The following is a 24908-nucleotide window of genomic DNA, read 5'->3' on the forward strand; positions in this document are numbered from 1 at the left end:
TCACCCCTCTTCGGTGTCCGCGCTGCCGGCCAGGGTGGCCGTGTGCTCGGCCGGGCCCGGGTCGACGAAGCTGTAGGGCGGCAGCGGGCCGTTGACGCGGATCTCCAGCTGCGGCATGTCCGTGCGGGCCTGCTCGACGGCGGCCAGGAAATGCTCGGCGCTGTCCTTCTCGACCAGGAACGACGTGTTGGCCAGCCAGCCGGTGGACTCCGGCCCCGCGCTGACCGCGTCGGCGGCCGGCTCCAGGAGGCGCTGCAGGGCGGTGCCGTCCTCGGCCTCCTTGGCCTTCACGGCGGCGGCGACCATCTCACCGAGGCGCAGCTTGTCGTCGTAATTCCCGCCACCCGCCTGTCGGTTGGCCTCCGCGAGGGTGCGGATCTCCGGGCTCTCGGACATCACCCGGTGCAGGACCGCCTCTTCCACATGGTTGGCCTTGACGTTGTACTCCACGCGGCCGTCGAGGGCGCGCAGCCGTTCCTTGTAGTGGTCGGCGCGCTCGGTGAGCACCGCGGTGACGGTGTCGTCGTCGGGGGCGACGCTGCCGAACCGCATGGGCAGCACGCAGCCGGCCGCGCCCGCCTCGGCGAGCACGTTCTGGTGGGCGAGCAGGTCGCGCCGCTTGGGCCGCAGCCCTTCGGGGGCGTCACTGACGACGGCCGCCAGCTCACCCGCCCTGAGGATGCGGACCGGAAGGGAGGGCTCGCCGACGCCGTCCATCCCCTCGGGGAGCTTCGGGTGGGAACTCGCCGTGATGCCGTAGACGTACGTGCTCACTCCTGCTCCTCCTTCCGGCGGGCGGCCGTGCTCTTGCGGGGCCGCCGCTCCTCGGTCTCTCCCTCGCCGCGCGCCTCCTTGAAGGCGTCCGATATGGTCTGCGCGGCACCGGACAGGGCGCCCTTGGACTTGCCGCGCGCGCCGGACTCGGTGATCTCGCCGACCAGGTCGGGCAGGCCGGGGGCCTTGCGCGGCCCGGCCTCCAGGTCGAGCCGGTTGCACGCCTCGGCGAAGCGCAGGTAGGTGTCGACGCTGGCCACCACGACCCGTACGTCGATCTTCAGGATCTCGATGCCGACGAGGGACACCCGCACGAACGCGTCGATGACAAGCCCCCTGTCGAGGACGAGCTCGAGAACGTCGTAGAGGCCGCTGCTGCCGCCTCCGCCGCCGGACTGCTGTGCCGGGACAACGGTCATACCGACCGTGCCTCCTTCTGTCGTGATCGTGTGTGTTCGGTCGTCGAGAGCGAGCTGACTACCGGCCGCGGGCGTCCGCCCGGCCGCGCTCGTAACGACGGACCTTCCGGTAACCGGTGAGCTGCCCCTCGGGGTCCAGCTCCACCTGGTAGCTCGCCATCAGGCTCATCGTGTCGGGGACCCGAGCGAGTTCGAGGACCTCGACCTCCAGCGCCCAGCCGTCCTCCGTCTGCTCGAAGGACGACACGGACTCCGGATTCATACCGGTCAGCTCGGCGAGCTGGGCCCGTGCGTTGCGGAGCACCTCCATCGGACGGGGCCGCTCCTCGGCGGTCTCCCGCTCTGGTGCGGGCTTCCGCTCTGGTGCGGGCTTCCGCTCCTCGTCGGGTTCCCGCTCTTCGGGTTCGTTCGGTGAATTCTGCGAATCTCGCGTGTTCTTTGTGTTCGCCATGGCCACCTCTCTCCTCCGTGTGGCCGCTCGTGCCATGGCCAAACCTTCACGAACGCAGGCGCGGGCGGCACGAGCGGCTTCGATCGCACGGAGTGGCCCGTCAACCGCGCAGCGCGTCCAGGCGGCGCCGGGCGGGCCCCAGCGTGCGGCCCCTGTTCATAAGACCGGCCCACGGGTTGGTGCGGGCCTGGTCGACGGCGTCGGCGATGGTCCAGCGGCGGGCGTCGACGCCCGGGTCGTCCAGCTGGTCCCAGGTGAGGGGGACGGCGACGGGCGCACCGGGCAGGGCCCGCACGGTGAACGGGGCGACGGCGGTCTGCGCGTAGGCGTTGCGCTGGATGTCCAGGTACAGCCGGTCGCGGCGGTCCTTCTTGCGGGCGGCGGTGGTGAGCCGGTCGGGGTGCTCGGCGGCGAGCAGCTCGGCGACGTCGCGCGCGAACTGCCGTACGGTGTCGAAGTCCTGATGGCCGGCCAGGGGGACGACGATGTGCAGTCCTCTCGACCCGGTGGTCATCGGGGCGGACGGCAGGCGCAGCTCGTCGAGCAGGTCGCCCAGTCGGCGGGCGGCCTCCCGGACGGCCGAGAAGTCGTCACGGGAGGGGTCGAGGTCGAAGACCATCCGGTCGGGCGCGTCGATACTGCCGGTGCTGGAGAGCCAGCGGTGAAAGGTGAGACAGGCCTGGTCGGCGAGGTAGACGAGGCTGGGGGTGTCGTCGCAGACCGTGTGGCAGACCGTGCCGTCCTCCTTCGGGAGCTCGACGCGGGTGATCCACTCCGGATAGTGCTCCGGCGTGTTCTTCTGCATGAACCGGGGCCCGTCGACGCCGTCGGGATGCCGCTCCAGCATCAGCGGCCGGCCGCGCAGATGCGGCAGCATGAACGCGGCGACGGACCGGTAGTAGTCGACGAGATCGCCCTTGGTGTACTCCTTGGCGCCCGCGTCGCCCGGGAAGAGCACCTTGCCGGGCCGGTGCACCGGCACACGCCGGCGCCCGGCCCGCACCGTGCGCGTGTCGCCGTCGCTCACCGCACGACCGCCTCCCCCACCAGCAGCCGCCCGGCCGCCGCGATGGACTCGGCGTCGATGCCGGCGGCGTGCAGCTGCTCCTCGGGCGTGGCCGAGCCCGGCATGTTCCGCACCCCCAACCGGACCAGTCGCGGCACGGGCCGCCCGTCGGCGAAGGCCTCCGCCACTGCGTCGCCGAGCCCGCCCTCGGGGTGGTGGTCCTCGACGGTGAGCAGACAGCCGGTGTCCTCGGCGGCCCGCCGCAGCGTCTCGGCGTCCACGGGCTTGACCGAGTACAGATCGATCACCCGTACGGCGATGTCCTGCGCGGCCAGCGCGTCCGCGGCGGCGAGAGCCTCGGGCACGGTGACCCCGGCCGCGACGATCGTCAGCCGGTCCCCGCCGGAGGAGCGCAGCACCTTGCTGCCGCCGACGGGGAACTCCTCGTCGGGCCCGTAGAGCACCGCGCTCTTGCCGCGCGAGGTGCGCAGATAGCGGATGCCGTCCAGGTCGGCCATGGCGGCGACCAGCTTCGCCGTCTGGTTGGCGTCACAGGGGTACAGCACCGTGGAGCCGTGCACGGCCCGCATCATCGCCAGGTCCTCCAGGCCCATCTGGGACGGCCCGTCCTGCCCGATGGCCACCCCGGCGTGCGAACCGACGAGATTGATGCCGGAGCCGCTGACGGAGGCCATGCGCACGAAGTCGTAGGCGCGGGTGAGGAAGGCGGCGAACGTCGCGGCGTACGGCACCCAGCCGCGCGCGGCGACGCCGACGGCGGCCGCGACCATCTGCTGCTCGGCGATGTAGCACTCGATGTACCGCTCAGGGTGCTCCTTGGCGAACAGTTCCGCCCGCGTGGAGTCGCCGACCTCGCCGTCGAGCGCGACGATGTCGCCGCGCCCGTGTCCGAGGGCGGCGAGGGCCTTGCCGTAGGCGTCCCGCGTGGCGGCCTCCTCGCCCTTGTCCCAGCGGGGCAGCTCGTAGGGCGAGGTGGTCGCGGACCGCACCACGGTGACCGTCGGCGGCTCGTGCACCTGCACCCGCAGGTCGCGCTTCCCACCGAGCTGCTCGATGGCCTCCTCGGCCTCCGGCAGCGGCTTTCCGTGCAGCCCCTCCCGGTCCTGCACGCCCTCGACTCCCTTGCCCTTCAGGGTGCGGGCGATGATCGCGGTGGGCTGCCCGGCGGTGGACAGGGCTTCGCCGTAGGCCCGGTCGACGGCGTCGACATCATGGCCGTCGATCTCGATCGTGTGCCAGCCGAAGGCCTTGAAGCGGCGGGCGTAGGCGTCGAGGTCGTGGCCGTGCCGGGTGGGTCCGCGCTGCCCGAGCCGGTTGACGTCGACGATCGTGATCAGGTTGTCGAGATGCTCGTGGCCGGCGTGCTCGGCGGCCTCCCACACCGACCCCTCGGCGAGTTCGCTGTCGCCGGTGAGGACCCATACGCGGTAGCCGTCGTGCTCCAGCCGCTTGCCGGACAGCGCGATGCCGACGCCGACGGGCAGGCCCTGCCCGAGCGAACCGGTGGCCGTCTCCACCCAGGGCAGCCGCTGCGGGGTCGGGTGCCCCTCGAGCCGGCTGCCGAGCTTGCGGAAGGTCAGCAGTTCCTCGTCGCCGATCGCCCCGGCGGCCTTGGACGCGGCGTACAGCAGCGGTGAGGCGTGGCCCTTGGAGAGCACGAAACGGTCGTTGCCGGGATGGTCGGGCCGGTCGAAGTCGTAGCGCAGATGGTGGGCGAGCAGGACGGCCATCAGATCGGCCGCGGACATCGAGGACGTCGGGTGCCCGGAGCCCGCGGCGGCGGCCGCACGCACGCTGTCCACGCGCAACTGCTGGCCGAGTTCGACGAGTTCACCGGTGTTCATGTGTCTCCTTGAGCGTCGGTATCGGTTTCGTCGGTGCGGGTTTCGTCGGTGCGGGTTTCTTCCGTGCGGGGTTCGTCGATGCGCTTGACCGGCCCGGGCGCGGGACGGTCCGCGTCGAGGGCGTCGGGCCCGGGCCGCTGGGCGGGCGCGGGCTCCTGCCGCCGGGGCGCCCCGGGTGTCCGGGCCAGCTCCGGGGAGGCCGTGTCCAGGGGCACCGACCAGGACCGTACGAGTCCCAACTGGACGCCTTGGCGGGGCAGTACGGCATCGAGCAACCAGTCGGCGGCGACGCGCACCCGGTTGCCGGGCATCGCCGCGAGGTGGTAACCGCGGGTGACCAGCCCCGCGACCGGCCCGGACAGCGAAAGCCCCAGCGGATTGGCGGAGGCCTGCGCGCCGCCGAGGTCGACGACGAACCCCAGGTTCCGGTGCCGGTAGGACCGCAGCGCGCCGCCGGTCAGCGAGGCAGCCACGTTCTGCGCGGCGACCTTCCCCTGCCGCCACGCGTGCTGGGCGGTCATCGGGGTGTACGACCCCGGCTCGTCCAGATCCGGTACGGCGGCGGCGTCACCGCAGGCGAACACCTCGGGGCGCCCCGGCACCCGGAGGGTGGGCTCGACGAGGAGCCGTCCGCGCTCCAGCGGCAGGCCCAGCGACTCGGCGAGCGGATCGGGCCGGACCCCCACGCACCACACCAGGGTCCGGGTGTCGACGAACTCGCCGTCGGTGAGCAGGACACCCCGCTCGGTGGCCTCCTTCACGGAGGTCCCCATCCGCACGTCGACGCCCCGCTCGCGCAGTACGCGGTCCGCGGTGCGCGACAGCCGTTCGTCCAGCTCGGGCAGGACACGTTCGGCGACGTCGAGCAGCAGCCAGCGCGGGCGCATGCCGTGACGCAAGGGGTGGTTGCGCACCAGCGCATCGGTGAAGAGCTGCCCCTGCGCGGCGACCTCGGTACCCGTGTATCCGGCGCCTACGACCACGAAGGTGCAGCGGGCGGCGCAGGCGGATGGGTCGTCCCCGCCGGCGGCCAGCTCGATCTGCCGGATCACGTGATCACGAAGATAGAGGGCCTCCGGCAGCCCGCGGAAGCCGTGGGCGTGCTCGGCGACACCGGGGACGGGCAGCAGCTTGTTGACACTGCCGGCGGCCAGGACGAGCCGGTCGTACGCCACGGCACCGCTGTCGCCCTCGGGCCCGGTGTAGTGCACGGTCCGCGCGTCGAGATCGACCCGCCCGACCTCCCCGAGCACCAGCCGCACCCCACGCAGCGTCCCGGTCAGCGACACGGTCACCCGGCGCGCCTCGAGGATCCCGGCGGCGACCTGGGGCAGCAGCGGCAGATACAGGAAGTAGTCGGTCGGATTGACGAGCGTGATCTCGGCCCGCCCCCGGGCCATCCGCCCCAGCACCCGAGCGGCCCGGTACCCGGCGAACCCCCCACCGACAATCACCACCCGGGGTCGACCCACGACGTCCTCACCCTCTCCGTCCCGCACACAACGCACCGCCTCCCCGCGTTTCCCTCCGGGGGTTGGCCAAACGTGGTCCCGGCGTGGGCGGCACGTGGTTGCCCAAGGGTGGGCAGGACGTGGTCCCGGCGAGGGGGGACCTGGTTGCTCCGGTGAGCCGACCGTGGTCCCGGCGGGGGTGGGTGAGACGTGGGCCCCGACGGGGGTGAGCGGGCGCGGTCCCGACGGGGGTGAGCGGACACGGTCCCGCCAGGGGCGGGGGCGGAGGCTGTCTCGCCAGGCAGGAGGACGGACGCTGTCCCGCCGGATCGGGCGGACGCACTCCGGCCCTCGGGGAGCGTGCCGAGGGTGCAGGGGGCGCAGGCCCCCGCCGGGCGAGGGGCGGAGCCCCAGAGGGGGTCCGGGGCGCAGCCCCGTGGCGTACCTCTTGCGCAACCGAGACGGGCGGGCAGGTGGGCAAACACCCCGAAGGGGGTCCGGGGCGCAGCCCCGCGACGGCACCTCCTGCCCGACCGAGACGGGCTGGCGGGTGGGCCAACACCCCCCAAAGGGAGACCGGGGCGCAGCCCCAGCCAACCGCACCCACCCCCGTTGCACCGGCGGAGCCCTGGGTACTCGCCCCACCGACCACCCACCCCCCACCCCCGGAGGCGCCGCCCATGCCCCAGTACGGCTACTTCCTCTCCTGCGAGCAGTACGGCCCCGCGGAGCTGATCGAGCAGGCCAGGATGGCCGAGCAGGCCGGTTTCCAGGCGCTGTGGATCTCGGACCACTACCACCCGTGGAACGACGCGCAGGGCCAGAGCCCGTTCGTCTGGTCGGTGATAGGCGCCCTCTCCGAAGCCGTCTCGCTGCCCATCGAGACGGCTGTCACCTGCCCCACCGTCCGCATCCACCCCGCCGTCGTCGCGCAGGCCGCCGCCACCAGCGCGGTCATGACGAACGGCCGCTTCCGCCTCGGCGTGGGCACCGGCGAGGCCCTCAACGAGCACATCGTCGGCGGCCCCTGGCCCCCGGCCCACGTACGCCTGGAGATGCTGGAGGAAGCCATCCAGGTGATGCGCCGCCTGTTCACCGGCGAGGAGGTCAACCACCACGGCACGCACTACACCGTGGAGAACGCCCGCCTGTACACGGTCCCCGACGAGCCCGTCGCCATCGACATCTCCGGCTTCGGCCCGGCCGCCGTCAAGCTGGCCTCCCGCGTGGGCGACGGCTACATCACGATCGCCCCGGACGCCTCGATGGTGGAGCAGTACCGCAAGGGCGGCGGCGGGGCGAAGCTCGTCAGCGGCGGTACCAAGGTCTGTTATGACACCGACAAGGACGCCGCCGTCCGCACGGTCCACCGTCTGTGGGCGAACGAGCAGCTGCCCGGTGAACTCTCCCAGGTGCTCCCCTCCCCCAAGCACTTCGAACAGGCCCAGCAGCTCGTCACCGAGGACATGGTGCGCGAGAACCGGGTGTGCGGCGCCGACGTGGACGAGCACGTCGCCGAGCTGCGCCAGTTCGCGGACGCCGGTTTCGACGTCGTCTACGTCAACCAGATCGGCCCGGACGTGCGCGGCTTCTTCGACTTCTATCGCACCAAGGTGCTGCCGCAGCTGACCTGACACGTCCGGCGTGACAGGCGCGTCCGCGCTCGCCGTCGGGCCCGGTGTCAGGCCCGATGGTGGGGCGAGGCGGGGTCGGCGTCGTCCGGGCGCGGCACGGCCGGCCCGGCCGCCCCGGGCTCCGGAGTGCCCGCGGCGGGCGCGACGGGCGGCATCGGCGGGTACGGAGGGGCCGCTCCGGGCTCCGGCGCGGCCGGCGCGGTGCCGACGGCGTGCTCGGCCCCGCCCCGTGGGCCGGCGGACGGCCGCGCGGCACTCCGCAGCGCGTAGGCCGCGGCACCCAGGATCGCGGCGGTGATCAGCGCGGCGGCCCAGCCGGGCAGGCCGAGGGCGAGCGCCAGTCCCACGGCGAGCGCGAGTGCCGCCCCCGCGTACAGCGCGGCCGCGCCGGACGCCGCGTACAGCAGGGCGGTGCGGCGCCTCTCTCGCGTCTGGCGCCGCAGCTCGTCGCGGACGGTCTCGCGGGCCACCTGCGCCAGCTCGTCGACCAGGTGCTTGTCCAGATGCTCCAGGTGATCCAGCGGTTTCATACCGTTCGGGTACCCGGCGCCGCAGGGCCGTAACGGCGTGCAGCCGGCCCGCCGGTCGTGGGGATCGGGTGAAACGATCACCGGTCCGGGCGCGCCCAACTAGGCTCTGCCGTATGGAGATCCAGGGTGCCTCACTCCGTGTCTGCGTAGACGACCTCGACACCGCCATCCCCTTCTACGAGCGGCTCGCGGGCGGCAGAGCCCTCCGCTTCGAGCGGGGCGGCGTCCAGGTCGCCGCCATCGGCTGCTTCCTGCTGATGAGTGGCCCGGCGGCGGAGATCGAAGTGCTGCGCAAGGTGGCGGCGACGATCGCGGTCGCCGACGTGGACGAGGCGCACACCGTCCTCGCCGAGCTGGGCGCGGAGATCGTGGCCGGCCCGGTGCCGACGCCGGCGGGTCGCAATCTGATCGCTCGCCACCCGGACGGGGCGGTGTACGAGTACATGGACCGCCGCCGCCCGTAGCAGCCGCGGCCCCGACGGCTCAGGACGGCCGCATGCGGAAGTCGTACCGCTGAGGGAGGGGTTCGCCGGCGATCCGGGCCCACAGGCGCCCGATCACCTCGTCCCCCTCCCTGAGGTCGGCGACCTCGAAGCCCGCGTCGAACACGCCCCGCGCCTCGTTCGTCCTGCCCTCGGCGAGCAGCAGGGCCGCCTCGGTCAGCCGGAACCGGCCGAGTTCCCGGGTGCCGGGGTGCAGCCGCTCCCACACGGCACGCGCCGCGTCCGTACGCCCGGCGGCGAGCAGCGCCTCGATGGCCTCGCGGCCGAGCGCGGCGCCGACGGCCGTCCACTCGGGGCCGGTGTCGCGCCGCTCCCGGCACAGGTCGTCGAAGGCCTCGGCGTACCGCTCGGCGGCCCGCTCCCCGTGGCCGCCCTCCCGGTCGGCGACGGCAAGGCAGCGCAGCAGCGGCCACCGCGAGGGGGCGAGCGGCAGCGCCCGCTCCCAGCTGCGCACGGCCTGGGCGCGGTCGCCGGCGTGCCACTGGGCGACGCCGAGGTGGTACTCGGTGTGCGGACGGGCCGGTGCGGTCTCCAGCATGTCCCGCCAGTGCGGGGCGACGAGGCTCTCGCCGGGCGGCCGTTCCCCGCCCGGCTCGGGCAGCGCCCCGGTGTGCAGCAGCGCCAGCCAGGGTTCCTGTTCCTTGCCGAGGGTGGCCTGTGCGAAGGGAGTGCCGGGCAGCTTGAAGCCGCCGCGCAGGACCTCCAGCGCGCCCCAGCCGGAACCGACGGCGAGCGTCTCGGCGGGTTCGGCGTCGGCGTTCGGCAGCCACGCGGCGTAGGCGGAGTCGACCTCGGCGGGCGGCAGTACGGCCGCCAGGTGGGCCTCGGCCCGGTCGACGACGGCGTCCCACTCGCCCTCGGGGTCGGCGTCGAACGGACCGTACGCCTCCAGCCAGGAGACCTCGCTCTCCTCCGGCAGCCGCACATGCTCGAGTTGGGTGCGGACGAGGCCGGCCTGGATCTCGCAGTAGCCGCCGGTGCCGGGTTCGGTGAGCCACTGCTGCCAGCGGCGGCCGCCGGGCAGATGGCCCCACACGAACAGCTTGCGGCCGCGCAGCACGTCGGTGGAGGTCTGCACCAGCCCGTGGCCGCTCTCGTCCAGCGCGGCGATCCAGCGCCGGCGCCCTTCGGGCACGTCGTAGAAGTAGTCGGCGGCGTACGGGCTGCCCAGCGGGTGGCTGCGGTCCGCGCCGTCGTACGCCGGTACCGGAACCCGGCGCAGTCGGCGCTCGTAACCGAAGTGGTAGGCCTCGCTCGCCGGGGCGAGGACCCGGCACTCCTCGGGGACGGCGATGTTGGACCACCAGTAGGTGGGCAGGGGTCGCTCGTGCGGGTTGCGGACACGGACGCCGACGTACAGGAAGTCGGAGCCCTCCGGCAGCCACAGGTCGACCTGGAAGGGCAGGTCGCGCAGCCGCTCCCACTCCCACAGCCGCAGCATGTCGGTGCCGTCCGGGCCGGGGACGCGGGCGGCGTGCAGGGGTGCGCAGGACAGGGTGGTGTGGCCGGTGGCGCCGATGTTCCACTCGATGCCGCCGGAGTACCAGGCGCCGTTGAGGGCGAAGTTGGCCGGCTGGAACACCGGGTTGCGGTAGAGGAGTTCGCGCCCGGTCGGCTTGTGCAGCAGGGAGACGATCCGGCCGCCGAGGCCGGGCAGGACGGTGGCGCGCAGGCGGTCGTTCTCGATGACTAGGGCGTCGAGCCGGCGCGGTGCGCGGTCGCGGCCGTAGCCGTCGCGCACCCGCACGGGCAGCAGGCTGGTCAGCGGGGCGTAGCCGATCTGGCGGGCCATGTCGCGCGGCAGATCCTCCTTGTCGCGGTCGTCGATGCGGTGCATCTCGTCCAGGGGGCGCAGCGCGGGCAGCGGGTTGTCCGGGCCGAGGTCCGCGGCGGGCAGGGTCAGTACCTCACGTCGGATCGTCGTCACGATCACCATGGAAGCGGTTGCCCGGTGATCCGGCCAGGGCCGCTGCGGGTCAGGGTTGCGCAAAGTCGCCGGTGGTTCTGTAGGTGGGAGCGGGCAACGACGGTTTTGGACAGCACTTAGCGATCACAGGGCCCGAACATGTCGATGAGAACTGGCAACGCTGCGGGGTGTTGGGGCTCTTTGGATCTCGGCAGATGATGCGATCTGTTCGGGGACATGATGAGGAGTACAAGCCCGCGGTGCGGCATGTCGGCGGGGTGACCAGGTTCGGCTGGAGGCCGGGCCGGGAGCGGTGACCGTGGGGGTCCACGACGCCAGCACGCTTCTCCAAGGCACTTGCCCTTGGCTGACTGAGCTGTTCAGGGGATCGAGTGCGCAAATCTTATTGGCACGGTACCGATTTCGACCAGGATACGACTTATCCGGTGAATGCTTAGCGCATGCGTTCCCTGCCCAAGGGGACGGGAGATGGAGATCCCATGCGCAAGGCGATGAGGCTGCCTGGCTTGATGCTTGCGTCGCTGGCCCTGGTCGGAGCATCGGCGACGGCTGCCAGCGCGTCCGGTCAATTCGGCGCGGACCGGCCTGGACAGCAGGCCCGCGGTGCCGACGAGGGCAATAAGTGCGGCAACGGCACCAAGACGACGGACGGCGACGCGCAGGTCACGGTGATCTGTGGGGCAGATCATGTCACCATCCATAACGAACAAGGCATCACGCCGAGTCTTGCCACCGCGATTATTGGAGGAATTGGCGGGATCGTCGGGGGCGGTGGCTGAGAGGCCGGTTCCGGGAACCTGAGACGAGACGGACGAAACATGCTGCCCGGGCTTCGTCAGTGACGCACCAGATCCGTACTGTCGGCGTACGGACTACGTTCAGGTGTACGCCGACACGTACGTCCCGTCGGCGGGAAGGGTACTCGTGGCGGGTCCCCCTCTAGGGTCCATCGATACCCGACGCTGACATGAGCGTGTCCTGCGGAGAGCTGCGGGCGTTGGTCACGTGGCCCACGCGTGCAGTGGTCCTGGATCCGCACTCACGGCGCATCGAGGGTCTCCGGCTGCCAGGCTGTGGCCGGGCAGCCGGAGGTCCTGGGCAGTCATGGCCGACCCTGGCCCAGGGCCTCCGACGCGGGCTGCGGCCGGCCGTCGTTGGCGACGATGGTCTTGTTCCGGGCCGGGCGGCAGGCTGGTTCAGCCGGCGGCATCGTGCCCGGCGTCGGTGCGGGCCCTGGTGCTGGCGAGCCGGTAGGAGTCCCTTCCCCTGCCGACCCCTTAGCTTGACGGCCTGCGGGGGAAGCGGTCGCCGAGGACGAACGCGGCGGGCCAAGTCTCGCTCAATACCTTGCTGAGCAGGGGGTCGGTGGACTCCAGAACCTCGCTGCGGCGGACCGAGCCGTCCTCGTTGATCCGTTGGCCGCCGAGGACGACGGGGGCGCGCAGGACGCCCTCGCCCCAGGGGCCGATGGCATTGCACAGCAGGCCCTCAAAGCGGTGGCCGTCCAGGTCGTCGTTGTGGATCCGCTGCACGAAGTCGTCGATCACGGCTGCCTGGAGGTAGACCCAGGCGAGGTAGACCACCGTGCGTCCGTCGTCCAGACGGATCGGGAGGCGGACCTTGAGGAAGTTGCCAACGCCCTCCGCGATGATGATCGCGCCCGTGTCCGACTTTACGCGGCGTCTACGTTCTTCCTCCGAGAGCTCGGCCACCAGGTGAGGCAGGGCCAGGTCGAAGCCGGGGTGCTCCGGGTCGAGGTGGCCCCCGCAGTCGCAGGCGCAGGCGGCGCCGTGGCTGTGGGCGTTGTTTTGCACGGAGGCGGGAGCAAGATCGAGCCGGACCGTCGGGTAGCTCGGCTCGCCGCTGCCCGCCGGTACCGGCAGCAGCAATGCATAGAAGCGAACCGCTGTGAACGTCGTTGGCTCGGGCAGTCCGAGCGCCGCCATCGCTGCCGATGCGGCCTCGTGGCGCTCACCGTTCACGCGGATCTCAGCCTGCATGGCGCCTGGGCTGCCGCCATAGAAGACCTTGACGCCGTTGAAAAATGGCGATTCCAGGTCCGCGGTGAACGAGTCCGCGATCCGGTGCAGCACGTTCGCTTCCAACAGCGCGCCCTGAAGCCGCCGGTTCTCGTCGACATCGCGTCCGAGACCGACCGCGCCCGACGTGATCACGTGCCAGCCGGGCACGCCGCGCTCGTCGTCGGGGCCCGCGTGGCCCGCGAAATGCTCGCGGTGGTCGAGGAGTTCCAGCAGACACGCGCCTGCCGTCTGCACCCACGTGTTCGCTGCATCCTGGGGATCGGCGGACATCGACACAACACAATCCATGAAGCACGGCACGTCCGGCTGGAGACCGACGTCCGGTAGCGCGACGAGGTCGTAGTGGTGGCCGCCCCCGTGGTGCGGCGGGGCTACGGCCACGGCCCAACCATGCGGGCTGATCAACGAGTTCCCCTTGAGCTGGGCGCCCTGCGTCACGCCGGGCGCGAACTCTTCGAGCCCGCCCCTCACCAGTGCGAGGAACTCCAGGTCGGGCAGCCGGTTCGCCGGCGGTTCCTCTTTGCGCGTACGACGTCGTATCCAAGACACCTGTGGATGGTACTGAGGCCGCTCGGCCGACCGGGCAGCGCTCGGGCTTGTGGCTCCGGAGGTGCCGGGCGCTTGGACAGGCTTCCGGACCGGAGGATGGTCGACTGCCCCTGGCGCCCCGGGAGTGGCGGCGACCGGATGTGGCTGAAGGCCCAAACCAACGCGGTGGCGTGATCGCCTAACCAAGGGCGGCGACCCCGTCTTCACTGGCCATCACCACGGAAAGTAGTCGTTGCAGAGCTGGGCGAACGGGCGCTTCGGCCGTGTCGCGCGTCGATTACGGGCTCAGTTCCGGTCCTACTGGGAGAACGCGAACGTCCGAATGGGATCGAGGTGAAGTTCGTAGGGCCCGAAGCAGTCGGCTGCAAGGGTCGCGACCGGAGCACCGCAGGGGCAGGCTCGGTTGAGTCCTTCGTTGCCGGTCGGTCCGCAGCACCCTGTGCTGTTTTCCCAGTCGGGCAAGGGCTGAAGGTCAGAGGCGTCTTCAGGATTCACCAGTATGGTGCCCGGGGTGCCCGCCGAGATGACGAAGCCCTCCTCGTTGCAGACCAGAGGGCCCCGGGACTGCGCCTGCTGCGGGTTGTCCTGGTCATCCTGCAGGACATAGGGAGGTCCCCAGGGCTCGGGGTCGATCGCGTAGTAACCCTGTCGGACGGTGGAAGCCGCCCGACGTGTCTTCTTGTCCCGGTCTTGCAGACTGTCCGAGACGTCGGGGACAGCGGCGAGCTCGACGAGCTCCGGCGTGATCGCGGTGCCGCACTTGGAACAGAGGAAGACGGTCATCCCCTCGTTGTAGTGCCCAGCGTTGCCACCGCGCATCCTCCTTCTGCTCGGCGGCGGCGAGGCCGGCCTCGATCGGATAGCGCAGGGGCCTGGGCCAGGGACAATGCAGCACATGGATGACGCGTTCACACTCCTTCGGCAGGCCGTCGACCTACTGCCCGAGGATGCGGTGGCAGAGAACGGCCAGACGGTCGGAGATGTTCGCAGGGACATCGAGCTTCAGGAAGGGGAGATGGTGCTCGACGTGCTCATCGAGATCGCGGATGTCCCGCCTCGCGTCTGAGGCCACTGGTCCGGGCAGGTGCGCGAGCCCGCGGGGGACGGCCGTCAGCCACCGTCAGGGCTCGCGGTGAGTCGGCCAGCGCTGGTGCGGACGTCGGGCATGCCGAGGTGGACGGTGGACGGCTGGGCTGCACGGTCACGCATGGCCTCCAGCTTCTGCGCGGCGGCGGCCATGGTGGTCTCTGCGGATCGCCCGTACAGTCGGCGCTTTGAGTCGAGGTCACGAAGGAGCGCGAGCGTCCCATGAGCGAGCAGCACACCTACCGGGTGATCGTCCGGGGCACCTGGGACGGGCTGACCGACGAGGCCCGGGAGCGGCTGCTCGCACAGGCCGCCGGCCACGGGCTGACGAGCATGCGGTTCACCGATGAGGGCACGCTGAGCTATGAGCCGCGGCCGCTGAAGCACTTCTCGATGCGGTTCGTGGTGGTGTCGGACGCGGAGGACGGCGAGGAGATGGCCGCGGCGATCGCGGAGGACCGTGCGGCGACGACGCTGCGCGGTCTGGGGTACGGCTTCGGCGAGCTGAAGTCGTCCGTCACCGACCTCGACACGATGAAGATCAACTACAAGCGCGCATCTCGGCGGTGATCGCCCAGCGCTCGTGATCGCGCCACGCCCCGTCGATGAAGAGCATCTTCGGCGAGAACCCCTCGAGCCGGAAGCCGCAGGCGCGGGCCAGACCGATGGAGGCGGCGTTGCCCGGCTGGACGTTGATCTCCAGCCGGTGCAGCCGCATCGGGCCGAAGGCGTGGCCGACGACGAGGTCGAGGCCCTCCTTCATCAGCCCGCGTCCGGCCGCGTGCGCGAAGGCGCCGTAGCCGAGGGCGCCGCTGAGGAAGGCGCCCTCGACGATGTTGTTGATGTTGATGAAGCCCGCGATGTCCCCGCCGTCCTTCTCGCAGACCAGGAAGCCGGCCTTCGTGGGGTCCTCGATCAGCCGGGAGGCGTACGCCGTGTAGGCGTCGGCGCTGTCCGGCGGAAACAGCCACGGGTGGTGCAGATCCTTGCTCTGCCGGGCCCGTGCGGCGAACTCGGGCCCGTCGCCGTAGGCGAAGTGGCGTATGCCCACGCGGGGCCCTTCGGCGAGCCAGCGGGATGCATGGTGCGGCATTCGAACACTGTACGACGCGACCGGCGCGCGTGCGCGTCGTACCGCGGAGGCCCGTCAGGAGGACCAGGCGGGACCAGGGGCCCGGTCAGGTCAGCGCCGGCTCGTCCAGCGTCAACGTACCCACCTCCGCGTCGAGTTCGGCCGCGACGCCGAACGGGAGCGTCAACGCCCCCTGTCCGTGCCCGAATCCGAACTCCTCGGCGACGGGCACGCCGAGCCCGCCGAGCCGGTCGGCGAGCAACGCCCGCACCTGCTCGTACGGGCCGCACTGCTCCCAGGAGCCGAGCAGCACCCCGCGTACGCCCTCCAGCCAGCCCGAGCGCAGGAGCTGGGTGAGGTAGCGGTCCAGGCGGTAGGTCTCCTCACCGACGTCCTCAAGGCACAGCAGTCCGCCCCGCGCGGACGGCCGGGCGTGCGGGGTGCCCAGTTCGGCGGCGAGCAGGCACAGGCAGCCGCCCAGCAGCACGCCCCGCGCCCGCCCGGGCACCAGCGCGCCGCCGCCCGAGGTGATCGTGCGGACCGTCTCCGGGGCGAACAGCGTGGCCCGCAGATGCTCCTGGGCGCGGGCGTTCTTGACGAAGTCGACCCCGGCGGCCATCGGCCCGTGCAGGGTGACCAGGCCGAGCCGGGTCGCGAACGCCTCGTGCAGCGCCGTGATGTCGCTGAAGCCGACGAACACCTTCGGTCCGGCGGCCGCCATCGCGTCCCAGTCGAGCAGGTCGGCCATGCGCTGCACGCCGTAGCCGCCCCGCGCGCACAGCACGGCGTCGACGGCCGGATCGCACCAGGCGGCCTGGAGGTCGGCGGCCCGGTCCGTGTCGGTCCCGGCGAGGTAGCCGAAGTCGCGGTGCCGGTCGAGCACATGGGGTGCGACCACCGGGTCCAGGTCCCAGCCGCGCAGCACGTCGAGTCCCGCCTGCAGCCGCTCCTCGGGCACAGGTCCGCTGGGTGCGACGACGGCCACGCGGGCGCCGGGAGCGAGGCGGCGGGGCCGCGGCAGCGGCTTCACTTGGTCAGCTCCAGCCGCGGGACGCCGGTCGCATTCATCCCGAACACCTGGGCGTACAGGGACAGTTCGGCTTCCAGGGCGCGGATCATGGTCTCCGCCCGGCGGAAGCCGTGCCCCTCCCCCTCGAAGGCGATGTAGGCGTGCGGCAGCCGCCGGCCCTCGAGGCGGGCGAGGAACCGCTCGCACTGCGCCGGCGGGCAGATCACGTCGTCGAGCCCCTGAAGCAGGAGGAAGGGCGCGGTGATCCGGTCGGCGTGCGTCAGGGGCGAGCGCTCGGCGTAACGTTCCGGGCTGAATGGTCCGACCAGGGAGTCGAGATAGCGGGACTCGAAGTCATGGGTGCCGCCCGACGCCCAGCCGATGAGGTCGAGCACGGGGTAGATGATCGTGCCGCAGGCGTAGACGTCGGTGGTCGCCAGGGAGGCGGCCGCGGTCCAGCCGCCGGCGCTGCCGCCCCGGATCGCCAGCCGGGCCCGGTCGGCGGTGCCCTCCTCGGCGAGGGCGAGCGCGACGGCCGCGCAGTCCTCGACGTCGACCACGCCCCACTGTTCCCGCAGCCGCTCGCGGTAGACGCGCCCGTATCCGGTGGAGCCGCCGTAGTTGACCTCGGCCACCCCGATGCCGCGCGAGGTGAAGTAGGCGATCTCCAGGTCCAGCACGAGCGGGGACCGGCCGGTGGGCCCGCCGTGCGCCCACACGACGTACGGGGGCAGCTCGCCCTGCGGTGCCGCGCAGTGCGGGTGGTGGGGCGGGTACACATGGGCGTGGATCTCGCGTCCGCCGGGGCCGGTGAAGGTCCGGGCCTGTGGCTCGGGGCAGTAGGCGGGGTCGACGGCGTCCTCGTGGTCGGCGCCGATCACCCGGGCGCGTCCGGTGCAGGTGTCCAGCTCCACGACCTCGCCGCCGCTGCGCGCACCGGCGCCGACGGCGAGGACCCGGTCGCCGTGCACGGCGAGGGTGGCGGCGAACTCGGTCCACGGGCCGACGGCGTCGACCAGGTCGCCGGTCTCCGGGTCGAGTATCCCGAGGACGGCGGGCCCGCGCCCGTGCAGCACGGCGATCAGTCCGCTCTCCAGCGGCGCGAACCAGCGCTGCCCCAGCTTCCACAGCGGCCCGCCGAACTCCTCCTCGCGCGGGCACAGCGGCTCGCCGTCGCGGTAGAGGTTCCACCAGCCGGTGCGGTCACTGGCGTACAGCAGCCGCCCGTCCGCCGACCAGTCGGCCTGCGCGACGGACTCCTGCTCACCGCCCGCGATGACCCGCGGCTCCCCGAAGGTGCCGTCCGGGCCGACGTCGGCCACCAGCAGCTCGGTGCCGTCCCACGGCATCCGCGGATGGTCCCACGCCAGCCAGGCGGCCCTGCGCCCGTCCGGTGCGAGCCGCGGCCCGGTGACGAACCGGTGCCGCTCACCGGTCAGTTCGCGCACCGCGCCCCGGTCCTCGGCGGCCGACCCGTCCAGCGGTACGGCGGCCAGGACGCGCCGCACGTCGGTGGGCGCCGGGCCGGTGAACTCCTCCAGCACACACCACACCTCGCCACGGGCGAGAAGGATCTGCGGTTCGGCCCAGCGCGGCCCGGCCGGCGTCAGCGGGCGGGGCTCACCACCGGGCTCGTACACATACAGCCGCTGGTCGGCGAAGTGCGTGAACACCACGAGCGGCCGGCCCTCGTGCAGCGCACCGGCCCAGGGCCGTCCGCCGTACTCGATGACCCGGCTGCGCACGTTCCACGGCGCGGGCAGCACCGGCTCCCGCCGGCCGTCCGCGTGCCGCCGCACCAGGGTGCGCCGGCCGCCCTCGGTGGGGCGCGGCTCGGTCCACCAGGCCTCGTCGCCGACGAAGCCGACGTACTCGGGGTACCCGTCGTGGGCCGCGGCGAGCGCGGCGTCGATGGGCGACGGCCACGATCCGTACGGCAGGGTCTGCACGGTGTGTCTCTCCTAGGCTGTGCGCAGGAAGCGGTCGAGGACGCGGACGCCGAAGTGCAGTGCTTCGACGGGCACGCGCTCGTCGACGCCGTGGAAGAGAGCCTGGTAGTCGAAGCCCTCGGGCAGCTTCAGCGGCGTGAAGCCGTAGCCGGTGATGCCGAGCCGGGAGAACTGCTTGGCGTCCGTGCCGCCGGACATGCAGTACGGCACCACGTGCCCCTCCGGCGCGAACTCCTCGACGGCGGCACGCATCTTCGCATACGTCGGCGAGTCCACCGGTGCCTGGAGGGCGACCTCGTGGTGGTGGAAGGCCCAGTCGACGTCCGGCCCGGTGAGGTCGTCGAGGGTCGCGCGGAACTCGTCCTCGTGGCCTGCCAGATGGCGTCCGTCGATATGGGCGACGGCTTCGCCCGGGATGACGTTGACCTTGTAACCGGCGTCCAGCATGGTCGGGTTGGCGCTGTTGCGGACCGTCGCCTCGACCAGCTGGGCGGCCGGGCCGAGCTTGGCCAGCAGCGCGTCCACGTCACCGAGGTCGGGCTCGACGCCGTACAGCGTGGCGAGTTCGGTGAGCGCGGCCCGCACGGTCGGGGTCAGGCGCGTCGGCCAGCTGTGCTCGCCGATGCGGGTGACGGCGGCGGCGAGCCGGGTCACCGCGTTCTCCGCGTTGACCTTGGAGCCGTGTCCGGCCCGGCCGCGCGCGGTGAGCTTCAGCCAGCCCGTGCCGCGCTCGCCCGCCGCGATGGGGTAGATCTGCCGCCCGGAGCCGTCGTGGAAGGTGAAGGCGCCGGACTCGCTGACACCCTCGGTGCAGCCCTCGAACAGGTGCGGATGGTGGTCGGCGAGGAAGCCGGAGCCGTCCTCGGCGCTGGCCTCCTCATCGGCGGTGAACGCGACGACGATGTCCCGCCGGGGCCGGAAGCCCTCGCGGGCCCAGGCACGCACGACGGCGAGGATCATCGCGTCCATGTTCTTCATGTCGACGGCCCCGCGCCCCCACACGACGCCGTCGCGCACCTCCCCGGAGAAGGGGTGCACGCTCCAGTCGCGCGCCTCGGCCGGTACGACGTCCAGGTGACCGTGGAGCAGCAGCGCGTCCGCGGACGGGTCGGTGCCCTCGATCCGGGCGACGACGTTGGTACGGCCCGGTGTCCGCTCCAGCAGCACGGGTTCGAGCCCCGCCCCGGCGAGCCGTTCGGCGGCGTACTCGGCGGCGGGCCGCTCCCGGCAGTCGCCGCCACCGCGGTTGGTGGTGTCGATGCGGATGAGGCCGGAGGTGAAGTCGACGACCTCGTCCAGGGCCTGCTGGTCAGCCATACTGCTCCTCCACGGCGGCCGAGGCGATGGTGGTGACCGCCTTGAACGTACGGATCCCCTCGTACATGGTGGCGCTGGTGTACGCCACCTTCCGCTCCCCGATCCGGCCGACGCCGGGCACGACGGTCGCGGCCATCGCCAGGTGCTCGGCGTCGAACTCGACGGCTACAGTGAACGGGCCGCCGTCCGCGGCTTCCTGACGCACCGCCAGCCGAGCGGCTTCCTTGGCGGCGGCGCGGATGTCGGCGGCGGTGCGTGCCGGGGTGCGGCACACGGCGGCGTACCGCGACACATGGTCCTTCACGGCGACCTTCAGCGCCTCGGGCGCGTAGCCGAGGGCGTCCTCGCAGGCGACGTCGTCCCCGGTCACCAGGATCACGGGCACCCCGTACTCGGCGACGACATGCGCGTTCAGCAGTCCTTCGCTCGCGCGTACGTCGTTCAGCCAGACGCCGGTGATCTGGTTGGCGAGGTAGGTGTGGGCCAGGACGCCCTCCATGCCGGCGCCCGCGTGGTAGCCGACGAACGCGATGCCGTCGATGTCGCCGTGCTGCACGCCCTCGACCATGGACAGCGCCTTGTGCCGGCCGGTGAGCATCTGCGCCCGCTCGTCGAGCTGCTCCAGGAGCAGGTTGCGCATGGTCCAGTGGGCCTCGTTGATCAGCACCTCGTCGGCGCCGCCGTCGAAGAAGCCCTGCACGGCCGCGTTGACGTCGGAGGTGAACATCGCCCGGCACCGCTCCCACTGCGGCGTCCCGGGCAGCACGTCCGCCGGCCACGTCACCCCCGTGGCGCCCTCCATGTCGGCGCTGATGAGGATCTTCATGCTGCGCCACGTTACGCGCCGACCGCCCCGGCGACCAGGCTCCGGCCCGGGTGTCCCCCGCGGCGCGCCGGACGCCCCCGAGCGGGCGGGAGGACCCGCCCAGCGCCTCGGGGTGCGCCACGCCCACGCCACAGGCGATCGGACCGGCGTTGGCCCATCGCTGGGCCCCACCAGACCGCCGGGCCGCCCGAGCAGGGGACGACCCGGCCGACGGGCCGCCGAGCGCGGGATGACCCGGCCGACGGGCCGCCCGCGCGCGGGACGCCCCGACCACCGGGACCGTGACAGGCTCCCGGGCGGTCCGAACCGGGGCCCGTCCCTGGCGGACGGCGGCGGGCCCTCGGCCCCGAACGGGACGGCCGGCCTTCGGGGGGTTGCCGTGATCGACCGGCGGATGCCGGGAGGGCCCGACCGTAGGCGGCGGCGCCACGTCGCCGGGTCACCCAGGAGCCGGAGGACCCCACCGCCGGGGCGTCAGGCAGCCCGAGTGCGGGGTCCGTCCGCCGGAGGTGCCCGGCAGGCTGTCCGGCCGTCGCCCGCACACGCCGCCGCCCGGCCGCGGGTGCGTGCGGCCGGGCGGCGCGCCGGTCCTGCGGTCCGCCGTGCCGGTGGTCAGGCCGCCAGGCCCAGCACCAGGGACGCCACCACGGGCGCCGCGTACACCAGCGGGAACGGCACGTGGGAGAACCAGCGGGCGCGGGCCACGGTGATCGCCGCGCCGAGGAAGTACAGGATCAGGCCGGCCGCGGCCAGCCGCCCGATCGCCGGCACGGCCAGGCCGACGAGCAGACCCGCCGCTCCGGCGGCCTTGGCCGCGCCCAGCCACGGCCACCAGCTGCGCGGGACGCCGTAGTCGGCCAGCGGCTTGACGGTCCACTCCGCGTGGAGGAAGACCGAGCCGGCGGAGAAGGCCGCCATGGCGGCCCCGAGGACCGTGACGACGAGGTAGGCGGTGGACATGGCTGCTGCTCCTTGGCGGTGACGACTGTGCTGCTCTGTCACCGGTCTGACGAGACACACGGCCCGGATGTGACCGGCACGGCGCAACCAGGAGCCGTGACCGCGGTCACACCTGCCTGCGGGCCAGCACGAACCAGTGCGCGGGCAGCTCCAGCAGGCTGCCGTCGGGCAGGTACTCGGTCTGCGCCAGTGCCGTGTCGCCCTCGGCCAGGGTCTCCAGGCCGGCCCCGCCCAGCAGGTGCCGGATCTCCTCGTCGGGGGCGTCGGCCGGCTTGAGTCCGTGCTCGAAGACCCGGCGCAGCTTGGGCCCTGGCCCGCCCGGCCCTTGCGCGGCCCGCTGCAGCACCTCGCGGGAGCCGGAGGTCAGCTCCACGACGAAGGCCCGGCCGCGGGCGCCGGTCAGCTCGGCGACGGCCGCCGCGACCGCGGACCGCGCCTCCGGCTCGCTCTGGTGGATGACCGCCCGCATATAGACGTTGGTGTCACCCAGCCGCTCGTGCAGGGCGCGCACGGCGTCCGCGTCGGTCAGGTCGAGCTGCTGGAACTCCACCCCGTCGCCCTCCCCGCCGCGCCGCGCGTGCTCGACGGCCGCGTGGGACAGGTCGACGCCGACGGCCCGCGCGAACCGGGTGGCGAGATAGCGGGTCTGGGTGCCGTTGCCGCAGCCGAGGTCGACGACGGGCAGCGCCGGGTCGGCGTGGGGCAGCAGCAGCTCGGTGTGCGGGACGGCGGTCAGCTCCACACCGGCGTCCCATATCGCCTCGCCCGGCTCGTCGGATGTCTTCTCCCAGTAACTCTCCCAGGCATTACGGTAGTTGTCCGAGACGTTCATGCGTGCTCCCCAGGGTCGGCGTCATGATCGACATATCGCGACGCCCGGGGGCACGACAAGGGGTCGGGGGCAGGCTTTCACCCGGTGTTCGAGGAGATGGTCAGGATGACAACGCCTGTTCGAACCACACGGTCTTGCCGTTGCCCTGCACGCTGGCGCCCCACTCCCGGGCCAGCCGGCTGACCACGCGCAGTCCGCGCCCGTACTCCTGCTCCCGCCCGGAGTCGAGCAGTGCGGGCAGGTCGGCGCCTTCGTCGGTGACCTCGACGAGCAGCGCGTCCGCGAGGACGAGCCGCAGCCCGATCCGCCGTCCGCCGGTGTGCCGCACGGCATTGGTGACGACCTCGCTGACGAGCAGCTGTGCCGTCTCCACCGCGTCGGCCAGGTCCCAGCGCAGCAACTGGTCGCGAATCAGCCGGCGGGCGCGGCCCACCTCGCGCGGATCGTGGTCGAGCGGCCACTCGGCGACGTGACCGGTGGGGATGCCGTTGAGCCTGGCCATGAGGAGCGCGACGTCGTCCTTGCGTTCGCCGCGCGTGTTGAGGGCCCGGATGATGGTGTCGCAGGCGTCGTCCATGGAGGCCGCGGGATGCGCGGCGGACTCGCACAGCGCGGCCAGCCCGTCCCCGATGTCCGCGCCGCGCACCTCGACGAGCCCGTCGGTGCACAGCACGAGCCGGTCACCGGGCGCCACCCGCACCACGGCGGTCCCGAAGGGGACACCGCCGAGGCCGATGGGTGCGCCGGTCGGCACGTCGAGCAGCTCGCTGCGCCCGTCCTCGGCGCGTACCAGCACCGGCGGGATGTGCCCGGCGTTGGAGATCCTCAGCTCGCCGTGGATCGGGTCGTACACGGCGTACAGGCAGGTGGCGAGGTAGGTCTCGCCGAGCCGCCGGGCCAGGTCGTCGAGGTGGCGCAGCAGCTGGGCGGGCGGCACCTCCATGGCGGCCATGGTCTGCACGGCCGTACGCAACTGGCCCATCATGGCCGCGGAGTTCAGGCCGTGGCCCATCACGTCGCCGACGACGAGGGCGGTGCGGGCGCCGGGCAGTTTGATGGTGTCGAACCAGTCGCCGCCGACCCGGCCGAGGCGGGTGCCCGGCAGATAGCGAGTGGCGGTGTCGCAGCCCGCCATGCGCGGGGCGACCTGGGGCAGCATGCTGTCCTGGAGCGTCTCGGCGACGTTCTCCTGGTAGGTGTACATGCGGGCGTTGTCGAGCACGAGGCCTGCACGGGCGGCGAGTTCGGCGCCGGTGGTGCGGTCCATGTCGTCGAACGCGGCGCGGTCGGGGCGGCGCATGAGCACCATGAAGCCGAGGACGACGTTACGCGCCTTGAGCGGCACGATCAGCAGGGAGCGGCCGGTGATCAGCGGCCTGAGGTCGCGCTTTTCGAACTCGCCGGAGATCCGCTCACTCAGCTCGGGGCTCACCCGCTCGATGAGGACCGGTTCGCCCGTGACCATGCACCGGTAGAAGGGCGTGTGCTCGGGGAAGGCGAAGGTCTCGCCGACCGGGACGGTGTCGTCCCAGCGGCCCGGTTCGTCGTTGTGCTCGACCCAGACGCGGTGCATCACCGTCCGGGCGTCCGGCGGCCCGTCCGGAAAGTCCTCACCGGCCAGGACGGCCGCGCGCAGATGGGTGCCGGCGAAGTCCGCGAAGCGGGGCACCGCGGCGCTGGTGACCTCGCGGATCGTCGCGTCGAGGTCGAGGGAGGAGCCGATGCCCCGGCTGACCTCGTTGAGGAACTCCAGCCGCTCGCGTACGGCCGCGTACTCCAGGTCCTCCTCCGCGCCCGCCGGTACGGCCGCCGGCGCCACCGTCCGCGTTCGCTCGACGAGCGCCGGCGCGCCCCGGTCGGCGCGGCGCGGCACACCCCAGTCGGGGGTGACGGGCACGCGGTCGAACTGGCTGAACTCCAGGACCGGGTAGCCCAGTTCGAGCACCTGCGAGACGATCCGGGCGCTGGGGCCGGGGCCCATGTTGGGCAGGATCTCCGGCAGCCGGCGGGCCAGGCCGTCGGCGTCGGGCAGTTCGGTGTGGCGGGCGAAGCCAGGGGAGATCCGCTCGATCACCTCGTCGTCGTAACCGCGTTCGGCGTGCAGCCGGGCCGCGTCGGCGGCGAGCACCAGCAGCCGCGCGGAGTCGGGGCCGACCAGTGGGTAGGCCCACCACAGGACGTCGAGGCGGTCGCCCTGACCGGGGTGGGCGACGCGCGCCCGGCCCGCCGCCGGGTAGGCCGTGCGGCCGCCGAGCGAGGCGCCCAGGTCGGGGCCGAGGCCGTCGTAGGCGTCGTAGGCGTCCAGTGTCGGCCCGTCCTCCAGGTCCTCGGGCAGCGCGCCGGAGACCGGCAGCAGATCGACGGCGGCGTGGCCGACGGCGTCCTCGCGTGCGGTGCCGAACAGCCGCCGCGCGCCGGTGCTCCAGTGGGACACCAGGCCGCCCCGGTCGACGACGACCACGGCGAGCGGGATCCGCCCGGCGTCCGCCCGTGCGGTCTCGCCGCCGGCCGCGCGGCCGGGGTGCACGCCCGCTTCGGTGCCATGGTCCATGGCCCAGGCCCCTTCTCCCCCTCGACGTCACGTGGGTTCCCCGTGGGTGCCGCGCACTCAAGATCTGCGCCGCTCTCCCACGGTACGGTGACCGCGCACCGTGGTGTACGGCAATCACAGGAATTGCCGCGACCGGATGCGCCGTCACGCGCCCT

The 24908-nt window shown here is 72.6% G+C and carries 23 protein-coding genes; 5 read left to right on the plus strand and 18 right to left on the minus strand.

Annotated features, from left to right (window positions below):
• The 6 genes from ACF1GV_RS08470 to ACF1GV_RS08495 all read right to left on the minus strand — a co-directional run bounded on the left by ACF1GV_RS08470 (position 1) and on the right by ACF1GV_RS08495 (position 5987).
• Positions 1–774: a GvpL/GvpF family gas vesicle protein gene (locus ACF1GV_RS08470; protein ID WP_391679223.1), complete on the minus strand. Its 774-nt coding sequence runs from the start codon at positions 772–774 to the stop codon at positions 1–3.
• Positions 771–1193: a gas vesicle structural protein GvpA gene (locus ACF1GV_RS08475; protein ID WP_391679226.1), complete on the minus strand. Its 423-nt coding sequence runs from the start codon at positions 1191–1193 to the stop codon at positions 771–773. Before ACF1GV_RS08475 ends, ACF1GV_RS08470 begins: the two co-directional genes overlap by 4 nt.
• Positions 1194–1251: 58 nt before the next feature.
• Complete coding sequence (locus tag ACF1GV_RS08480) at positions 1252–1644, minus strand: gas vesicle protein (RefSeq protein WP_391679228.1); 393 nt, start codon at positions 1642–1644, stop codon at positions 1252–1254.
• Between the two features lie 100 nt (positions 1645–1744).
• Positions 1745–2671, minus strand: a complete 927-nt coding sequence (gene ligD, locus ACF1GV_RS08485) for a non-homologous end-joining DNA ligase (RefSeq protein ID WP_391679229.1) — start codon at positions 2669–2671, stop codon at positions 1745–1747.
• Positions 2668–4515: a transketolase gene (locus ACF1GV_RS08490; RefSeq protein ID WP_391679231.1), complete on the minus strand. Its 1848-nt coding sequence runs from the start codon at positions 4513–4515 to the stop codon at positions 2668–2670. Before ACF1GV_RS08490 ends, ligD begins: the two co-directional genes overlap by 4 nt.
• Entirely contained in the window at positions 4512–5987 is a 1476-nt protein-coding gene (locus tag ACF1GV_RS08495) for an NAD(P)/FAD-dependent oxidoreductase (protein WP_391679233.1), read from the minus strand. Before ACF1GV_RS08495 ends, ACF1GV_RS08490 begins: the two co-directional genes overlap by 4 nt.
• A 659-nt stretch (positions 5988–6646) precedes the next feature.
• Between ACF1GV_RS08495 and ACF1GV_RS08500 the strand changes: the two genes are divergently transcribed.
• Positions 6647–7600, plus strand: a complete 954-nt coding sequence (locus ACF1GV_RS08500) for an LLM class F420-dependent oxidoreductase (protein WP_391679235.1) — start codon at positions 6647–6649, stop codon at positions 7598–7600.
• A gap of 47 nt (positions 7601–7647) precedes the next feature.
• Here the strand turns inward: ACF1GV_RS08500 and ACF1GV_RS08505 are convergent, their stop codons facing one another.
• Entirely contained in the window at positions 7648–8130 is a 483-nt protein-coding gene (locus tag ACF1GV_RS08505) for a phage holin family protein (RefSeq protein ID WP_391679237.1), read from the minus strand.
• Positions 8131–8243: 113 nt separating this feature from the next.
• Between ACF1GV_RS08505 and ACF1GV_RS08510 the strand changes: the two genes are divergently transcribed.
• Positions 8244–8594: a VOC family protein gene (locus ACF1GV_RS08510; protein WP_391679238.1), complete on the plus strand. Its 351-nt coding sequence runs from the start codon at positions 8244–8246 to the stop codon at positions 8592–8594.
• Between the two features lie 19 nt (positions 8595–8613).
• Here the strand turns inward: ACF1GV_RS08510 and ACF1GV_RS08515 are convergent, their stop codons facing one another.
• Positions 8614–10569 carry a DUF5107 domain-containing protein gene (locus ACF1GV_RS08515; protein WP_391679240.1) on the minus strand — a complete coding sequence of 652 codons (1956 nt, stop codon included), beginning with the start codon at positions 10567–10569 and terminating at the stop codon, positions 8614–8616.
• A 470-nt stretch (positions 10570–11039) separates the two neighbouring features.
• Here ACF1GV_RS08515 and ACF1GV_RS08520 point away from each other — a divergent pair, with 470 nt between their 5' ends.
• Entirely contained in the window at positions 11040–11339 is a 300-nt protein-coding gene (locus ACF1GV_RS08520) for a hypothetical protein (protein WP_391679242.1), read from the plus strand.
• A gap of 498 nt (positions 11340–11837) precedes the next feature.
• On the opposite strand, the gene ACF1GV_RS08525 is transcribed toward ACF1GV_RS08520, so the two are convergent.
• Together ACF1GV_RS08525 and ACF1GV_RS08530 are read right to left on the minus strand one after the other, a co-directional pair.
• Complete coding sequence (locus tag ACF1GV_RS08525) at positions 11838–13358, minus strand: DUF6348 family protein (protein ID WP_391679245.1); 1521 nt, start codon at positions 13356–13358, stop codon at positions 11838–11840.
• Positions 13359–13448: 90 nt separating this feature from the next.
• Complete coding sequence (locus ACF1GV_RS08530; RefSeq protein WP_391679248.1) at positions 13449–13934, minus strand: hypothetical protein; 486 nt, start codon at positions 13932–13934, stop codon at positions 13449–13451.
• 112 nt (positions 13935–14046) lie between these two features.
• Between ACF1GV_RS08530 and ACF1GV_RS08535 the strand changes: the two genes are divergently transcribed.
• Positions 14047–14217 carry a hypothetical protein gene (locus ACF1GV_RS08535; protein ID WP_391679250.1) on the plus strand — a complete coding sequence of 57 codons (171 nt, stop codon included), beginning with the start codon at positions 14047–14049 and terminating at the stop codon, positions 14215–14217.
• Positions 14218–14459: 242 nt separating this feature from the next.
• Positions 14460–14807, plus strand: a complete 348-nt coding sequence (locus ACF1GV_RS08540; protein WP_391679251.1) for a DUF6204 family protein — start codon at positions 14460–14462, stop codon at positions 14805–14807.
• Here ACF1GV_RS08540 and ACF1GV_RS08545 read toward each other — a convergent pair.
• The 8 genes from ACF1GV_RS08545 to ACF1GV_RS08580 form a co-directional block, all read right to left on the minus strand.
• Positions 14779–15330, minus strand: coding sequence for a GNAT family N-acetyltransferase (locus ACF1GV_RS08545; RefSeq protein ID WP_391679254.1), 552 nt, complete (start codon positions 15328–15330; stop codon positions 14779–14781). The two genes, ACF1GV_RS08540 and ACF1GV_RS08545, sit on opposite strands and share 29 nt — an antisense overlap.
• Before the next feature lie 85 nt (positions 15331–15415).
• Positions 15416–16339: an LD-carboxypeptidase gene (locus tag ACF1GV_RS08550; protein WP_391679256.1), complete on the minus strand. Its 924-nt coding sequence runs from the start codon at positions 16337–16339 to the stop codon at positions 15416–15418.
• Entirely contained in the window at positions 16336–18267 is a 1932-nt protein-coding gene (locus tag ACF1GV_RS08555) for an LpqB family beta-propeller domain-containing protein (RefSeq protein ID WP_391679258.1), read from the minus strand. Before ACF1GV_RS08555 ends, ACF1GV_RS08550 begins: the two co-directional genes overlap by 4 nt.
• Positions 18268–18279: 12 nt before the next feature.
• A complete protein-coding gene (locus tag ACF1GV_RS08560; protein ID WP_391679261.1) occupies positions 18280–19584 on the minus strand; it encodes a M20/M25/M40 family metallo-hydrolase in 1305 nt (434 codons plus the stop codon).
• Positions 19577–20410, minus strand: coding sequence for a M55 family metallopeptidase (locus ACF1GV_RS08565; RefSeq protein ID WP_391679263.1), 834 nt, complete (start codon positions 20408–20410; stop codon positions 19577–19579). The genes ACF1GV_RS08560 and ACF1GV_RS08565 overlap by 8 nt, the downstream gene beginning before the upstream one ends.
• 612 nt (positions 20411–21022) lie before the next feature.
• Positions 21023–21370, minus strand: coding sequence for a DoxX family protein (locus tag ACF1GV_RS08570; RefSeq protein ID WP_363261945.1), 348 nt, complete (start codon positions 21368–21370; stop codon positions 21023–21025).
• 106 nt (positions 21371–21476) lie between these two features.
• Positions 21477–22202 carry a class I SAM-dependent methyltransferase gene (locus tag ACF1GV_RS08575; RefSeq protein WP_391679265.1) on the minus strand — a complete coding sequence of 242 codons (726 nt, stop codon included), beginning with the start codon at positions 22200–22202 and terminating at the stop codon, positions 21477–21479.
• 100 nt (positions 22203–22302) lie between these two features.
• Positions 22303–24753 (minus strand): SpoIIE family protein phosphatase, encoded by a 2451-nt coding sequence (locus ACF1GV_RS08580; RefSeq protein ID WP_391679267.1) that lies wholly within the window; start codon positions 24751–24753, stop codon positions 22303–22305.
• Positions 24754–24908: the final 155 nt, after the last annotated feature.

The sequence above is a fragment of the Streptomyces sp. NPDC014006 genome (assembly GCF_043088925.1).
In the GTDB taxonomy this organism is placed as follows: Bacteria; Actinomycetota; Actinomycetes; order Streptomycetales; family Streptomycetaceae; genus Streptomyces.

Bases quoted from the DNA above. Each gene is read 5' to 3' on its own strand.
- ACF1GV_RS08500 (WP_391679235.1), top strand. From the start codon at position 6,647: ATGCCCCAGTACGGCTACTTCCTCTCCTGCGAGCAGTACGGCCCCGCG.
- ACF1GV_RS08480 (WP_391679228.1), bottom strand. From the start codon at position 1,644: ATGGCGAACACAAAGAACACGCGAGATTCGCAGAATTCACCGAACGAA.
- ACF1GV_RS08505 (WP_391679237.1), bottom strand. From the start codon at position 8,130: ATGAAACCGCTGGATCACCTGGAGCATCTGGACAAGCACCTGGTCGAC.
- ACF1GV_RS08545 (WP_391679254.1), bottom strand. From the start codon at position 15,330: ATGCCGCACCATGCATCCCGCTGGCTCGCCGAAGGGCCCCGCGTGGGC.
- ACF1GV_RS08490 (WP_391679231.1), bottom strand. From the start codon at position 4,515: ATGAACACCGGTGAACTCGTCGAACTCGGCCAGCAGTTGCGCGTGGAC.
- ACF1GV_RS08570 (WP_363261945.1), bottom strand. From the start codon at position 21,370: ATGTCCACCGCCTACCTCGTCGTCACGGTCCTCGGGGCCGCCATGGCG.
- ACF1GV_RS08515 (WP_391679240.1), bottom strand. From the start codon at position 10,569: ATGGTGATCGTGACGACGATCCGACGTGAGGTACTGACCCTGCCCGCC.
- ACF1GV_RS08560 (WP_391679261.1), bottom strand. From the start codon at position 19,584: ATGGCTGACCAGCAGGCCCTGGACGAGGTCGTCGACTTCACCTCCGGC.
- ACF1GV_RS08510 (WP_391679238.1), top strand. From the start codon at position 8,244: ATGGAGATCCAGGGTGCCTCACTCCGTGTCTGCGTAGACGACCTCGAC.
- ACF1GV_RS08475 (WP_391679226.1), bottom strand. From the start codon at position 1,193: ATGACCGTTGTCCCGGCACAGCAGTCCGGCGGCGGAGGCGGCAGCAGC.
- ACF1GV_RS08580 (WP_391679267.1), bottom strand. From the start codon at position 24,753: ATGGACCATGGCACCGAAGCGGGCGTGCACCCCGGCCGCGCGGCCGGC.
- ACF1GV_RS08575 (WP_391679265.1), bottom strand. From the start codon at position 22,202: ATGAACGTCTCGGACAACTACCGTAATGCCTGGGAGAGTTACTGGGAG.
- ACF1GV_RS08540 (WP_391679251.1), top strand. From the start codon at position 14,460: ATGAGCGAGCAGCACACCTACCGGGTGATCGTCCGGGGCACCTGGGAC.
- ACF1GV_RS08530 (WP_391679248.1), bottom strand. From the start codon at position 13,934: ATGACCGTCTTCCTCTGTTCCAAGTGCGGCACCGCGATCACGCCGGAG.
- ACF1GV_RS08565 (WP_391679263.1), bottom strand. From the start codon at position 20,410: ATGAAGATCCTCATCAGCGCCGACATGGAGGGCGCCACGGGGGTGACG.
- ACF1GV_RS08520 (WP_391679242.1), top strand. From the start codon at position 11,040: ATGCGCAAGGCGATGAGGCTGCCTGGCTTGATGCTTGCGTCGCTGGCC.
- ACF1GV_RS08535 (WP_391679250.1), top strand. From the start codon at position 14,047: ATGGATGACGCGTTCACACTCCTTCGGCAGGCCGTCGACCTACTGCCC.